Annotated in this window: 10 protein-coding genes and 2 pseudogenes; 9 read left to right on the top strand and 3 right to left on the bottom strand. The window is 40.6% G+C overall.

Translation table 11 applies throughout. From position 1 onward, the window contains the following. Window positions 1–484 precede the first annotated feature (484 nt). Complete coding sequence (locus tag JCM14108_RS12435) at window positions 485–1,378, bottom strand: ArsR/SmtB family transcription factor (RefSeq protein WP_035181231.1); 894 nt, start codon at window positions 1,376–1,378, stop codon at window positions 485–487. Window positions 1,379–1,619: 241 nt separating this feature from the next. Between JCM14108_RS12435 and JCM14108_RS12430 the strand changes: the two genes are divergently transcribed. From JCM14108_RS12430 to JCM14108_RS12395, 8 genes and pseudogenes are all read left to right on the top strand, one after another. After that, window positions 1,620–3,164 (top strand): alpha-N-arabinofuranosidase, encoded by a 1,545-nt coding sequence (locus JCM14108_RS12430; protein ID WP_035181229.1) that lies wholly within the window; start codon window positions 1,620–1,622, stop codon window positions 3,162–3,164. A gap of 27 nt (window positions 3,165–3,191) precedes the next feature. Beyond that, entirely contained in the window at window positions 3,192–4,559 is a 1,368-nt protein-coding gene (locus JCM14108_RS12425; RefSeq protein WP_035181227.1) for an MFS transporter, read from the top strand. Window positions 4,560–4,846: 287 nt separating this feature from the next. Further along, window positions 4,847–5,572 carry a 5-oxoprolinase subunit PxpB gene (gene pxpB, locus JCM14108_RS12420; protein ID WP_035181225.1) on the top strand — a complete coding sequence of 242 codons (726 nt, stop codon included), beginning with the start codon at window positions 4,847–4,849 and terminating at the stop codon, window positions 5,570–5,572. Then, the gene (locus tag JCM14108_RS12415; protein ID WP_035181224.1) at window positions 5,565–6,575 is read left to right on the top strand and encodes a 5-oxoprolinase subunit C family protein; all 1,011 of its coding nucleotides are present in this window, start codon (window positions 5,565–5,567) and stop codon (window positions 6,573–6,575) included. Before pxpB ends, JCM14108_RS12415 begins: the two co-directional genes overlap by 8 nt. 64 nt (window positions 6,576–6,639) lie before the next feature. After that, window positions 6,640–8,013, top strand: a complete 1,374-nt coding sequence (locus JCM14108_RS12410) for an acetyl-CoA carboxylase biotin carboxylase subunit (protein WP_051996171.1) — start codon at window positions 6,640–6,642, stop codon at window positions 8,011–8,013. 6 nt (window positions 8,014–8,019) lie between these two features. Further along, window positions 8,020–8,810: pseudogene (locus tag JCM14108_RS15590) on the top strand (putative hydro-lyase). Window positions 8,811–8,826: 16 nt separating this feature from the next. Then, window positions 8,827–9,585, top strand: a complete 759-nt coding sequence (locus tag JCM14108_RS12400; RefSeq protein WP_035181223.1) for a 5-oxoprolinase subunit PxpA — start codon at window positions 8,827–8,829, stop codon at window positions 9,583–9,585. Between the two features lie 108 nt (window positions 9,586–9,693). Next, window positions 9,694–10,839, top strand: a complete 1,146-nt coding sequence (locus JCM14108_RS12395) for an NRAMP family divalent metal transporter (RefSeq protein WP_081759907.1) — start codon at window positions 9,694–9,696, stop codon at window positions 10,837–10,839. A 250-nt stretch (window positions 10,840–11,089) separates the two neighbouring features. Here JCM14108_RS12395 and JCM14108_RS14720 read toward each other — a convergent pair whose 3' ends face one another. Next, the gene (locus JCM14108_RS14720) at window positions 11,090–11,239 is read right to left on the bottom strand and encodes a hypothetical protein (RefSeq protein WP_156654895.1); all 150 of its coding nucleotides are present in this window, start codon (window positions 11,237–11,239) and stop codon (window positions 11,090–11,092) included. Between the two features lie 435 nt (window positions 11,240–11,674). Between JCM14108_RS14720 and JCM14108_RS15585 the strand changes: the two genes are divergently transcribed. Continuing rightward, window positions 11,675–13,753 carry a DUF5776 domain-containing protein gene (locus tag JCM14108_RS15585; protein WP_235807037.1) on the top strand — a complete coding sequence of 693 codons (2,079 nt, stop codon included), beginning with the start codon at window positions 11,675–11,677 and terminating at the stop codon, window positions 13,751–13,753. Between the two features lie 353 nt (window positions 13,754–14,106). Here the strand turns inward: JCM14108_RS15585 and JCM14108_RS15580 are convergent. Further along, window positions 14,107–14,353: pseudogene (locus JCM14108_RS15580) on the bottom strand (alpha/beta hydrolase); the annotation flags it as partial.

The raw sequence follows: 14,353 nt of genomic DNA, 5'->3' as shown, positions 1-14,353 counted from the left end.
TCTGATCAATCTGGACCCATTGGCCAAAGAAATCGGCATTTCCTGGCTATTAATTGGAGTTGTTTATTACATGATTTTAAGGTTTTCTCAACGAAAGACAGAATTGGATTTATAAAGCAATTTATAAGTTATGGTAAAACACGTAACGTCTAATTCGACTTTTTAATGAGCTGAAATGAACGCAATGGAGTTGAAAACTATTTTTAATCAGTAAAGAGGTGAGGATGGAACAATAGGCGAAACTATATTATAACGTCCCTATCCCAAAGCGGAAATCCCGTAAATCAGCGTTTTTATACCTGATTCTATGGGATTTTTTTAATAACTGGATTTAAAAATAATGGTTTTAAACTAATGTTCAAACCACTGTAAGAAAGAAACCAGAGTTTTTTAAACTGAGTTGATTTCTTTTATTTTTTTCTAATACGTAAAAGCCAGTTATTTATAATGGAAAATATCTGCCTTTTGAAAATTAGGTAAAAATCTATGAGCAATATAATGTCAAGCGCATTTCCTGATCATAGTTGCCAAATCCTTTGCCAAAGATCGTACAGCCACCTTGATTTTGGGCATCTCGAGCGATACCAATTCGTAGCTTCATCCGACTAGGTAGTGGAGTAAGGTTGTCAATCGTGGTGCTGCTGATTTTTTGACCGGCAATCCAAGTACCATCGTGTGAGACAATCAACGTTACCTGGGTGCCATACTGATTGAATTTGGCTGGGGTCCATAATGGTGTGAATTTGCCACGGGTATCCGCAAAATCACCAGGGCTGGTCCAAGTTCCTAATTTTTTTCCATCCAGTGTAAATGTAATATCAGATGGCCAGTCCTCGTTTGACATTGGAATTTCACTTCCCATTTCTGCTGACAAAGTGAGCATTTGAACCTGTTCACCTGGTTCAAGAAAGTTGCCAACTTCGTATTCGACGTATCCTTTGGCAAACCAAATAATTCGCGCATTTCGTCGTTCTGGCGCCATGAAGTATTTTGGCTCGTCAACTTTTCCAATAAAGCCATTCAAATCAGCCAATCCACAGGTTGGTTCGACTTTAAAATCGGTATATAGACCTACTGGAATATCAACCTGATGTGAGCTTAGGGATGAAGACTGAATTTGGCTGGGAAATTGGATCTTAATATCGTCAACACTCAAGTGTGAAATTTTGCTTTTACCTTCCTTAGTAAATTTAAGCAGTCCAGCAGCCCGTAATTGATTAACATGTCTAAGGGTAATGGTTTGACTGATGCCTAATTTTTTTGACAATTCTTTAATGCTATATGGCTTAGTGGCCAACAAGCGAATAATTTTTAATCTAGCTGGACTCGAAAGGGCTTTATAAACGGGTAAGGAATGATCACTCATATCTAATAACATTGGTAAATGTCACCTAACTTTCTAGTTGTTTTTATTTTATTATATAACTTTATAGTGCGTCTTTAAAATCTAAATGGTTTTTATATGTCTATTTAAACAACTTTAAAGTTATTAAAAAGCAGATGTTTTCAAAATAATATACTAATCGGTATTGAAAGCGCTATCTATAATTCATATAATGAAAATGTGCACAAGATACGAGGCCTCATAAAATTCAATTTATTGAGGAGAATAATTAACAATGAAATCAAGTTACAGCTACGATACACTTTTTCCAATTGGCACAATTGATCCCAAAGTCTGGAGCTCATTTACGGAACATTTAGGTCGTTCAATTTATGGTGGAATTTATGACCCTGACAAACCATTTTCCGATAAGGATGGTTTTCGCAATGATGTGAAAGCAGCAGTTAAGGATTTAAACCTGGGTGTAATTCGCTACCCTGGTGGAAACTTTGTTTCTAACTATAATTGGAAAGATGGTATTGGTCCTAAGAAAGACCGTAAAAAACGGATGGATTTTGCCTGGTCAACCGTTGAACCCAACCAGTTTGGAATTGATGATTTCTGTGTCTGGGCGAAAGAAGTTGGCGTGGAGCCGATGATTGCCGTTAACCTTGGAACCGGGACGATTAAGAGCGCTGCGGAGTTGGTTGAATATTGCAACCATGATTCGGGTACCTACTGGAGCGATTTACGAATTAAAAATGGTCATCGGGAACCTTACAATATCAAGTATTGGTGCCTGGGTAATGAAATGGAAGGCGACTGGCAGGCCGGGCATATGAGTGCGGCTCAGTACGCTGACAAGGCCCGTGAAGCTGCCAAGATGATGAAATGGGTTGATCCGGATATCAAATTGGTAGCTTGTGGGAGTAGTTACGAGATGTTGCCAACTTATCTCAAGTGGGATGAAACGATTATGAAGCAACTTTATCCATATGTTGATTACATTTCAACGCATAACTACAATATGAATTCCGGTCAGGGAACGCAAAACTTTTTAGCTTCCTGGAAGCAATTAGATAATCATATTCAAAATACCAAGAACGTTTTGAATTATTCGAAATCTCTGCAACCTAAGTTCAAAGACAAGGATATTAAAATCTGCCTTGATGAATGGAATGTTTGGAACATGCAGGATATTAAGATGGATAGCCTGGATGATCTTAATGGTATGACAACCTTTGAACTAACCGATGCTAAGAAGTGGGAAGAACACCCGGCAATCCTCCAAGAGAAGTATTCATTGCTTGATGCTTTGGTTGTTGGTGGTTTAGGCATTACGATTTTAAATAACGTTGATGCTGTTGAAATTGCCTGCTTAGCCCAACTGTTAAATGTTATTTCGCCAATTACCACAGATGAAGCCGGTCACTTACTCAAGCAAACGATTTATTATCCATTTCAATTGTTAACCAAGTATGGGCGAGGCGAGGTTTTAAAACCCCATGTTGAAAGTGATACTCAATCCACTGACTACGGTGAGATTCCGGTAATTGAAACGGCTACGGTCTATGACAAAGCCCACCAGCAGTTGCATGTCTTTGCCTTAAATTCGGATTTGAAGCAATCATCTACATTGGCTCTTCATTTAACTGGGTTTAATTCCATTAAATTAGCAGAACACATTACCTTTACCGGAGACGACTTAAAGGCGATTAATACGTTTGAAGATCCTGATAACGTTATTCCGACTAAATTATCGACGGAGAACGAAAGTCTCGATCAGTTAACACTGCCAAAGGCTTCCTGGAATGTTTTAACGTTTGATGTTGCTAAGTAGTCGGCCGCTGGAAAGGTGATGTCATAGATGGACGCTACACATCAAAAAGCAGTTTCATTTAAAGAAAACCTTGGTTTTAAAGATTATGTTGGTTTTGGGTTCGGAGATATGGCAATCAACTTTACCTTTGCCTCATTAGGCATGTTTGTCGTGTTCTTTTACACTGACGTAATTGGTATTTCAGCGGGAATTATTGGGACACTAATGCTTTTTTCTCGATCGTTTGACGGCATTATCGACGTCGTTGTCGGTGGTTTAGTTGATAAAACCCATAGTCGCTGGGGGAAAGCACGACCTTGGTTATTGTTCGGCGCTTTGCCGTTTGCAATTCTGACTATTTCTATCTTCGCGGTACCTGCCAGCTGGTCAGAAGTTGCCAAAATCATTTACATTTTTCTTTCCTATAACTTGTTAATGATTGCATTTTCGTCAATTGCAATTCCTTATGGAACGCTGAATTCATTAGTAACCCGAGACCAACATCAACGTGAGAAGTTTAACCTGTTTCGGATGTTTATGGCGCAAGTTGGTGTTCTAATTGTGACCAATGCAACGATGCCGATGGTTGATCTATTTGGCAACAAACAGTTGAGTTGGGTGATTACTTACACGATTTTATCAGCAATTTCTGTTGTACTATTCATGATTGTATTTAAGTCACAGAAAGAACGGGTACAGGTTGTTGCTTCCGAAAAGATTCCATTAAAGGTGAGCCTGAAGGCTATTTTTCAAAATAAGTACTGGTGGATTGCGACAATCTTCTTTATCATCTACAGTATTGGTTATGCCCTGAACCAAGGGAGCACAATTTACTACGCAAAGTATGTTTTGCACAATGATTCGTTAGTTGGTATTTTGACAATTGGCTATCTAGCACCTGTATTGATTGGCTTTATCTTCGTTTCCCATTTATTTGTTAAATATGGCAAAACTAAAGTTATGCTTTGGGGATCCATCTTGAGCATTTTTGGCTATCTATTCACTTTGATTTCACCGGACAATTTTGCAGTCGTCATGGCTTCCCAAATTATTAAAGGTGTTGGTCAAGTTCCAATTCTTGGTGGTGTTTGGGCAATGTTCCCAGATACAATTGAATATGGTGAATGGAAAACACATGTCCGGGTTGAAGGCTTACTGTATAGCGGCGGTAGCTTGGGACAAAAGATTGGTGTTGGCTTAGGAACCGCTTTAACCGGTTGGGTACTTGCGTGGGGACACTATAATGGTGCCTTATCAGCGCAACCAGACAGTGCGATGAATTCAATTTACCAACTGTTTATTTATATTCCAATTGTCATTTATATTCTACAAATTGTATTATTGCTCATGTACAATCTTGATAAAAAATATCCAGAAATTATGCGAGACTTGGCTGCTCGTAAAGACAACGATTAATGGTTTTTGAACCCTAGTGTAAATGGTAGAATGTTATAAATCCTCGAAAAAGGACTTTTGCATTACCCCAATGTTTAAAAATAAGATCAACATTTTCATTTCTAGAAAAAATGCTGGTCTTATTTTTTATGTTTCTTATTTATAATATGTAAATGCATGTTATAAATCCTAACAACTAAGTTGACTTTATTACTTAAACCGATTATCATTTTATATTAATATAAATTGAATTTATCGTGATTTTTTCTCATGTTTATGCGTTGTTTAAAGAATGAGGAGGTGGGTAATTGACCGTTTATCGAATAATTCCGGTAGGAGATCAGGCCCTTTCAATTGAGTTCGCTAACAAGATTGATGCGCAAGTTAATCGACGAATTCAATCTTTGGGAAAGACAATTTTGGCAGCCCAATTGACCGGTGTTCAAGCCGTTATTCCGGCCTATCATACGTTAATGGTAACTTTTGATGGGTTAAATCAGACTTACAAGCAGTTGGTGCAGGAGCTGCAACCAATCATTGATGTCGGAATTGCCGCGCCACTACCGCTGCAACGAATTTTAAAGATTCCGGTATGTTATGAGTCGCCCTTTAACCCGGATTTGGCCGACGTAGCTGAATTTGCCGGCACAACGACCCAAGAAGTTATCCGGTTGCATACACAACAACCTTATTTGATTTATTTTCTAGGCTTTTTACCCGGTTTTGCTTATATGGCCAGTGTGGTTGATAAGATTGCCATGCCAAGATTGACTAAACCTCGGGTTGAGATTCCGGCTGGCAGTGTTGGCATTGCCGGAATTCAAACCGGTTTTTATCCGGTTACTTCTCCAGGCGGCTGGCGGTTGATTGGCCAAACTCCGCTGACGTTGTATGATGCTGATCATCCGGAACCGTTTTATCACGCTGGCGATTTGGTTCAATTTGAACCAATCTCTAAGACACAGTTCGAAAAAATTAAAGCGGCTGATCAAGCTGGGCGATACAAGGTGAAGGTGGTGCAGAAAAATGCCTGAAATTGTTGTATCCAAGCCAGGTTTACAGACAACCGTTCAGGATTTGGGAAGGCCCACTCATCAGATTGATGGATTCCCATCCTCCGGTAGTATGGATCGTTTGGCTTCTCGGCTTGCTAATGTTTTAGTTGGCAATAAAGATAATGCGGCGGTTTTGGAATTCTCATTGCTGGGGGGTGACCTGATCTTCACCACGACCACCTTTATTGCTTTTACTGGTGGTGACTTTCCATTAAAAGTAAATGGACAGTCAATTTCAGCTAATCGAGCATTTCAGATTCATCAGAACGATCACTTATGGATCGGCCCTTGTCGGCAGGGCCGGTATGGTTATTTAGCCATTGCTGGCGGGATTGTAGAGCCAACGGTTATGGACAGTAGAGCGACTACAGTACGTATCGGTATTGGCGGCCATCATGGACGAGCACTAATGAGCGGTGATCATTTACCGATTAAGACGGTTTACACACTACCGGCATTCGCACATCGACTGGCCGAACCACTGACGTTGCCAACTTCTGCGCAGACATTGAAAGTTCGTGTAGTGAAAGGACCTCAATGGACTAAATTTGAAAAATCAGCACAACAACAGTTCCTTTCTCAAACTTACCAGCTGTCCAGTCAAACTGATCGGATGGGGTACCGTCTGTCTGGTAAGCCTTTGAAAACTGGGGTTGCCAATATGCTGTCGGAAGCAACAGTGTTGGGCGGAATTCAAATTAGCGCAAATGGTCAACCAATTGTGCTTTTAGCCGATCGACAGACGACCGGTGGCTATCCAATTATTGCAGTGATTATTTCTGCAGATTTACGTGTGTTTGTCCAGTGCCGGGATCAACAACGAATCCAGTTTGAGTTGGTTTCCCTTGAAGCAGCTCAAAAGGCGCTACTAACGGCACACCATCGACTTGACGATCTGCAAGCTCATTTTTTCAATCAGCGATTTAAATTGCCCATAGAAAAAACTAGAAGCGCGGCCCAACGAATTCAGAAGCTATTTTAAAAAGACGGTTGGTTTGATGATAGTATTAATCGAAAGTTAAATTTTTAAAAAGAGGTTGCAAAAAATGACTCGTTTATTCAGATTCCATAAAACAATTGCTGATTGGCCCTTTCACAAAGTGCTGGTTGCTAATCGGGGTGAAATTGCAGTTCGAATCATTCGGGCCTGTCGAACACTGGGATTGCAAACGGTAGCTGTGTATTCAACAGTCGATAAAACAGCGCTCCACACGCAACTAGCCGATGAAGCGGTCTGTGTTGGTCCTGCTGAAGCTACAAAAAGTTATCTAAATATGACCAATTTAATTGAAGCCGCCAAGCTTTCGGGTGCGGATGCGATTCACCCCGGTTATGGCTTTTTATCAGAGAACTCTGAATTTGCAAAGCGGGTTGTCGAAAGTGGCTTTGTTTATATCGGCGCAGATTCAGCAGTCATTGCCTTACTCGGTGACAAAGAAATGGCTAGAAAGACCATGCAGGATGCCGGTATGCCAGTTGTCCGTGGCAGCTCAGCTGCTGTTCAAAAAGTAGCTGATGCACAAGCTCAGGCCCGTAAAATCGGTTTTCCCATTATGCTGAAGGCGAGTGCTGGCGGTGGCGGCAAAGGGATGCGGGTTATTCGTTCAGCAAGCGAATTGACGGCTGGTTTTAGTGCAGCTCAAGATGAGGCTCGGGAAGCATTTGGCGATGATCATATGTATCTGGAGCAATACTTAATGCATCCACGTCATATTGAGGTTCAGGTAATTGCTGATCAGGCTGGTCAGGTTATTGCAATTGGTGAGCGGGACTGTACGATTCAGACCAACCATCAAAAAGTGATTGAAGAAGCGCCGGCTGTGGTCTTGGATGAGAATAGTCGAGTGGGAATGCTGAAAATTTGTGAGCAGGCTGTAAAAAAACTCCATTATGTTGGTTTGGGAACCATTGAATTCTTATATAACGGTCCCGGAGAATACTACTTTATGGAAATGAATACCAGAATTCAGGTTGAACACCCGATTACCGAATTAACAGCCAGTGTTGATTTAGTGACTGCCCAATTACGGGTCGCAGCTGGCGATCTATTGACGCAAAGTCGGCCTCAAATAAATGGTTTTGCAATGGAATGCCGACTTAATGCTTTAACGCCGGGTACAATTACCGGCTTACATCTGCCGGGTGGATATGGTGTGCGGGTTGACACCGCAATTTATCAAGGATACCAGGTTCCGGCATACTACGATGCGATGATTGCTAAAATAATTGTCTTCGGTCATACCAGACCGGCAGTTTTACGGCAGATGCGGCAAGTAATTGATGAAACCGTCGTCAGTGGCGTACAAACCAATCTGGATGTCTTAGCTCAGATTTTAAGTGAATCAGCCTTTCAAAAGTTAACAACGGATGTTAATTGGCTGGATAAGCAATTAGCAGCAACTTCAAAGAAAGAGAAGTGATCAAGCATGAAACCGGATTTAGCAAAACTGTCGCCGACTGAATTACGACATGTCATTCGACAAGGCGATTATACTGGGCCGACTAGTGGCTTGTGCCCTGGTTATACGCAGGCCAACCTGGTTATTTTACCGCGTGATTTAGCGTATGATTTCTTGCTTTTTACGCAGCGAAATCCGCGACCATGTCCGGTACTTGAGGTTAGTGATATCGGTAGTCGCAGTTAAATGACTTTGCCCAAGATGTTGATTTGGCAAATGATTTTCCCAAATATCGAATTTATCGCCAAGGAAGTTTAACTTCAGAAGTTACATCGGTAGCGGATATCTGGCAGGAAGACTTTGTCAGCTTTTTGATCGGCTGTAGTTTTTCTTTTGAAGCGGAACTGATAGCAGCTGGCATAGAGGTTCGTAACATTACGGAGCATGTAAATGTGCCAATGTTTAACACCAATATTCCACTAAAATCGGCTGGCAACTTTAATGGGACGATGGTTGTCAGCATGCGGCCAATTCCTGAAGCTCAGGTACCAGTTGTCGTTCAAGTTACCGGGGCCATGCCTAAAGTCCATGGGGCGCCAATTCAAATTGGTGATCCTCAAGCAATTGGTATCAAGGATTTGACTAAACCGGATTATGGCGATCCGGTAACGATTAATCAAGGTGAAACGCCAGTCTTTTGGCCGTGTGGTGTTACCCCACAAAACGTGATTATGCAAACAAAGCCGCCCTTGGTAATTACCCATGCGCCGGGTCACATGTTGGTGACGGATGTAGTTAATGCAACTTTAAAATATTGAGGAAGGGGCGATTTTATTGGTCGCAATTGATTTGAACAGTGATTTAGGAGAAAGCTATGGTCGTTATCACTTAGGAAAAGATCAACAGGTTATTCCATTGATCAGTGCGTGCAACATTGCCTGTGGTTTCCATGCCGGCGACCCTGACGTCATGGCTCATACCGTATCATTGGCCGAACAAGCTGGTATAGGCGTTGGTGCACATCCGGCGTTCCCAGATTTAGATGGCTTTGGACGACGCTATATGCAAATGGATTTGGCATCCGTAACCGACATGATTGTTTATCAGGTGGCCGCTTTGGAAGGATTTACCCACGACCATCGTTTACATCATGTGAAGCCGCATGGTGCTTTGTACAATGCAGCTGGTAAAGATCTTGATCTGGCAAAGGCGATTTGTAGAGGGATTAAAATGGTCGATCCAAATATAATCGTCTATGGTTTAGCCAATAGTCAGCTTATTAAAGCGGCTGAATTTTATCATCTGCCAGCAGCCGAAGAAGTTTTTGCCGATCGCAATTATCAAGCTGATGGTAGTTTAGTTCCTCGAACGCAACCTAATGCGGTTTTGACTGATCCGGAAGAAATTGCAAATCGGACGGTTCAAATGATCCAAAATCAGTCCGTTACAGCAATAACCGGGGAAACAGTTCCGTTAAAAATTGATTCAATTTGCGTTCATGGTGATAATGATCAAGCCTTGGCAATTGTTAAAGCGTTGGTAAAACGACTCCATCAGGAGAAGATTGACATTGAAACGCTAAAGAAAAAATGAACAGTGTATAAAGCATAGAGAGGAAAAGATGCCTATGCTGATAAGAAAACCCCTGGGGTAAACCCAAATTCCAATATAAGAAGCGTTGCAATTGGCGCTGCTTTTTTGATGGCGATGGCCGCGGTAGGCCCCGGCTTTCTGACACAAACGGCTACGTTTACCGGCCAACTTGGGGCCAACTTTGGCTTTGCAATTTTGATTTGTATCTTGGTTGACATCATTGTCCAATTGAACATTTGGCGAATTATTATTGTTGCCGGTAAACGGGCTCAAGTTATCGCTAACGATGTTTTTCCAGGATTGGGGTATCTCCTTTCCTTTTTGGTTGCAGTCGGTGGCTTTTTCTTTAACATCGGCAATATAGGTGGTGCTGGCCTAGGTCTCAACGTTTTATTTGGTATTTCACCTGAGAATGGTGCCATTATTGCAGCGGTAATTGCGATTTCAATTTTTATTGTTCGCAATGCGATGCGGGTGATGGATAGAACTGTTCAGCTTTTGGCAGTCATCAAAATTGGGATCTTACTATATATTTTATGGGTTACTAAGGTTCCCTTTCAGGCTGCTGCAACCCATGCTTTTGTCCCGACCAAAGTTGATTTTTATTCGATTGTTACGATCGTCGGCGGGACGGTTGGTGGCTACATTTCGTTTGCTGGTGGCCATCGGCTGCTTGAAGGTGGGGCGCAAGGCGTTAAAGACATTAAATACGTCAACGAAGGTGCCCTAACCGGCATTGGAATTGCTTCAGTGATTCGAATTATGCTATTTCTAGCCGGATTAGCTGTTGTCATGGCTGGATTCAAGTTGGATCCGGCTAATCCGGCGGCATCGATCTTCCAACATGCGGCTGGAAATTTTGGTTACAAGTTCTTTGGCCTTTTACTGTTTGCGTCGGGGATGTCCTCAACTTTGGGTTCAACCTTTACCTCGACTTCGTTTCTTGATTACGCAGTCAGTGATCAGGCCGGAGCGGTGTTTAAACGATACCGCGGCTCTTTTATTATTGGGTTTATTGCAATTTCAACGGCTATCTTTTATTTTGTCGGTAACCCAGCGCAAGTTTTGGTTTTAGTTGGTGCGTTAAACGGGTTTGTCTTACCAATTTCAATGGCTATATTGTTGGTTGCATCACATAGACAGTCAATCATGGGCGGCCAATATCGTCATCCGCGTTGGCTTTCGTGGACTGGTTGGATCGTGGTTGTCTTTATGGCCTATGCTGGGGTACGAACGGTAATGGGGTTATTTTGATAAAAGCGTGTGATCTGATTTGGCATGAAATATAGCTCTTTAATCTTAAGCATGACAGGGCGTCTGATTAAATGCTTGAAAAATAACTGGGAGGATATCTTTTGTTCTAGAAAAGCGCGGATAGTAGTTAAAAGTTTATAATATCCTTACCGTAAAGGGAAAATCCCGTAAAATCAGCACTTTTGAATACTGATTTTATGGGATTTTTTAAAAGGTAATGTTCTTTAAATTTGTACTTGGACCACTTTACTTATTCTTCAAGGGCTTCGTAGTCATCTAATAAATTGGCTAAATCACGAAATAGATCTACGCTACCATTTTCAATGCTACAAATGATTTCGCCCGTATCAAACAACAAAAGTGTATTTTTGTCATATCCAATTTTGGCCTTTAATTCCATTCTTGATCACCTATAGTTATTAGATACGGTTATTTGGCCGCTTGTTTTGTATTATTTTATGTTGGATTGCGTACTCCATAAAGAGGATTCAAAATGTTGTTAAGAAACATTTGCGAGAAAATTAAAAGGAGGCAGAAGCACGAATGAAATATGGGAGTGGGTCAATGTCTATAGTGTAAAAAAGCATTCATCAATCAATTATCGCGGCCGAGTAACTAAACCAACTATTCGCAGTTGATTAGTGTTGCACTTGAGTTTTAAATCAATCCTTTTTTATTCTGATGTATTTATAAAATTTGCTATTTAAATAACTTGTTGGTAGCACTATACTGTAGGAGTACGAAATAAAATAGTTTTTTTATTGCTCTGGAAGAAAAAACTCTAGCCATAAAGTGCTAGAATTAATAATTGTTAGAGCTCATGGAGGTACATAAATTGGACAAGACTTTGTTAAGTATCACAATAGCAATTGGATTTTTACTGGTTCCATTTTCTAACATTGATTCAAAAGCTGGTAATTTATTAAATTCAACAGTTTTTGCGGATAGTAATAAACAAAGCGAAATACAGGATCTTCACAGCAATAACAGTCTTGTTAAACCTGTTAATTGGAATAATTGGCAAAAGGAACCGTTACTAGATTTTAATTTTAGTCAAGGTTTAGATAGTGTACAGGGCAATGACAATGTACAAGATACAATATCGATAGATGCGGCATGGCATTCTGAAGGTGATACAGAAGCAAATGCATCAATTAATGGAAATACAACTTTCTATCATTATACAATTCCTGCCAAGCCACAAATTCCTGCCAAACAGCCACCTACTCTGAATAGTATTAATGTTGACGGTAAACATATTGCTAATAGCGACGTTAAGTCAAATCAATTCTTAGTTGGCAAGTCTTTGGGAGCTTCGTTTGTTTTTCCTTTTAAAAAAAGTATGGTTAATCAAACGTCTATTGATACAAAACCAGAGGATAAAAATAATCACTTACGATCGACTATTCAAATTAAGTATAAAGACCCGAATCTTTTAAACTTTGTGAGTGGTACGGTAAGTGCCAACTATTTTAATAATGATTATCTGAGTATAACTAATCCGCAAATAGTGCGAATTTTTTACAAAAACTCTAAGACAGGTTTAAATATTAAAAAACCAGTTGTTTTGGGCGAAAACGAGACATATCAATATGCGTTAGAAGATATTATGGCTCCAGAAATTAAGGGTTATGTTTTAAAGCAAAGTAACAGCATAGAATATCAACAAGCTTCTGTATCAATTGAAAGTATAATTAACGCACTTGATTCCGCTTCGCAGAAAGTTATGGGGATAACTCCTAACGAGTTAGAGAATGAAAAGTTCAAGGAAAGCTTTGATCAGTTTTTCGGAAATGATCCAACAACGTCTTTGCTGAACTATACTGATCTTTCAAGCCAAGAGTTTTTAACATCTGCATATGGGTTAGGGACTTCGGATATAGATAGCGATCCAGATAACTTTTTGATTAATTTAGTTAATCTTGTGACGTTTTCCGGTAAACCATTTAGCGTTTACAACTATCTCCGAGATGATACTACAAAGTATATGAATGGAAATGTAGTTAAAGGTATTAAACTTGACAAGATGCCACAGGCGATAACTTTTTGGTATAATAGAGCACCGGCAACTCCAACTACTCCAATGACACCGGGTACACCAAGTACACCGACAACCTCGAGTAGTTCAAGCTCATCGACATCTTCAACTTCCAGCAGCAGTTCAAGTACGCCAACTTCATCTTCATCGGCTAGTTCGTCAGGTCACGTTAACCTGCCAAACTATGCCGCTACTAAGGGTTCGGTCGTCTATGCCATCAATAAGATTGGGCTGTATCAATCGACCAACTTCTCAGCTGCTAAGCGAAGTGTTTGGTACACTAAGAAGCCACGAATCTACCGGCCAATGTTTGTTGTCACGGGGTATCGCCGTGATTCAAACGGTCGGTTAAGATATGAAGTTAAAGATGTCAACCATGCTTCTAAGACTGATGGTAAGGTGGGTTACATTACGGCCGACCAAAAGTATGTCCGCCCGGTTTACTATGTGTCGAAGCCTGCAACCGTGACCGTGATTAATCCCCGTGGTGTGAATGCCTATCGTAAGGCTAACCTAACCAAACGCGCCAAAAACTACCGTCAAGGCACGGTTTTACATGTCAAAGCGATTGTGACACATAACTTGACGACGCGGTATGTCTTAACTAATGGTGATTACATTACCGCCAACCGGAAATTGGTGAACATGGGTCGTCATAAACAGGTGAAGGCCATTAAAACGAAACGCACACTGAATCGTTATGGCAACGTCAACTTCACCAAAAAGAATCATGTGATTGCTAAAGACCGGACGCTAAAGGTTTACGGCTATGATTATTCGCATGGTAACAGTATGACCAAACGCGGTACTTTACGTTACCGCGTGGCTGGTGGTTATATTACCGCCAATACGAAATATGTGCGTGCTTATAAATAGAAATTAATAGAGCCTCGTTAACCTGATGGTTAGTGAGTTTTTTACTAAGATGGTCATCAGCTATGTTTAGTAATAATTTTGTAGTATCATCATTCATAAGGGCATTTCCTACTTTCTGAAAAATCTTCGTGGTGGATGATTTCAATGAACGGGCAGGGAATGCCCGCCTTTTTTGTTTAATAACAGGATACAAAAAATCTGTCATTAATAATAGATTAAATCTATTACCAACAACAGATATTGTACAGCCATTAAAGTATACAACGCAGGAGAGCTTGCGTTTATTTTTTTACCAAAAAAGCCAAGAGCCACATGAACTTCATAGGACTCTTAGCTTTCAAGCTTCAGATGACTTACTTGACTGTGTTGGTAAAATTAACGATTCGATCGTAGTAACTCAAGTTTTCATTGGTTATTTTCCGGTCAAAGTCATGCTCCTGCTTTTCAATAGGGATTAAAAGTGCATTTGGAATTATTTGGCTAGCTGTTAGCGACATGGAAAAAGGAACATCTGGATCATTCGTACTGTGTAACAATATGGTAGGTGGAAAATGACGGAGATCTTCATTTGTAAGTGAAAACTCCTTTTTTGATTTTGTT

This window comes from Lentilactobacillus farraginis DSM 18382 = JCM 14108 (assembly GCF_000583655.1).
In the GTDB taxonomy this organism is placed as follows: domain Bacteria; phylum Bacillota; class Bacilli; order Lactobacillales; family Lactobacillaceae; genus Lentilactobacillus; species Lentilactobacillus farraginis.
Note: the sequence above shows the minus strand (reverse complement) of the source record. Positions and strands in the feature narration are given on the sequence as shown.

Bases quoted from the DNA above. Each gene is read 5' to 3' on its own strand.
- JCM14108_RS12395 (WP_081759907.1), top strand. From the start codon at position 9,694: ATGGCGATGGCCGCGGTAGGCCCCGGCTTTCTGACACAAACGGCTACG.
- JCM14108_RS12430 (WP_035181229.1), top strand. From the start codon at position 1,620: ATGAAATCAAGTTACAGCTACGATACACTTTTTCCAATTGGCACAATT.
- JCM14108_RS12435 (WP_035181231.1), bottom strand. From the start codon at position 1,378: ATGTTATTAGATATGAGTGATCATTCCTTACCCGTTTATAAAGCCCTT.
- JCM14108_RS12425 (WP_035181227.1), top strand. From the start codon at position 3,192: ATGGACGCTACACATCAAAAAGCAGTTTCATTTAAAGAAAACCTTGGT.
- JCM14108_RS14720 (WP_156654895.1), bottom strand. From the start codon at position 11,239: ATGGAATTAAAGGCCAAAATTGGATATGACAAAAATACACTTTTGTTG.
- JCM14108_RS12410 (WP_051996171.1), top strand. From the start codon at position 6,640: ATGACTCGTTTATTCAGATTCCATAAAACAATTGCTGATTGGCCCTTT.
- JCM14108_RS12415 (WP_035181224.1), top strand. From the start codon at position 5,565: ATGCCTGAAATTGTTGTATCCAAGCCAGGTTTACAGACAACCGTTCAG.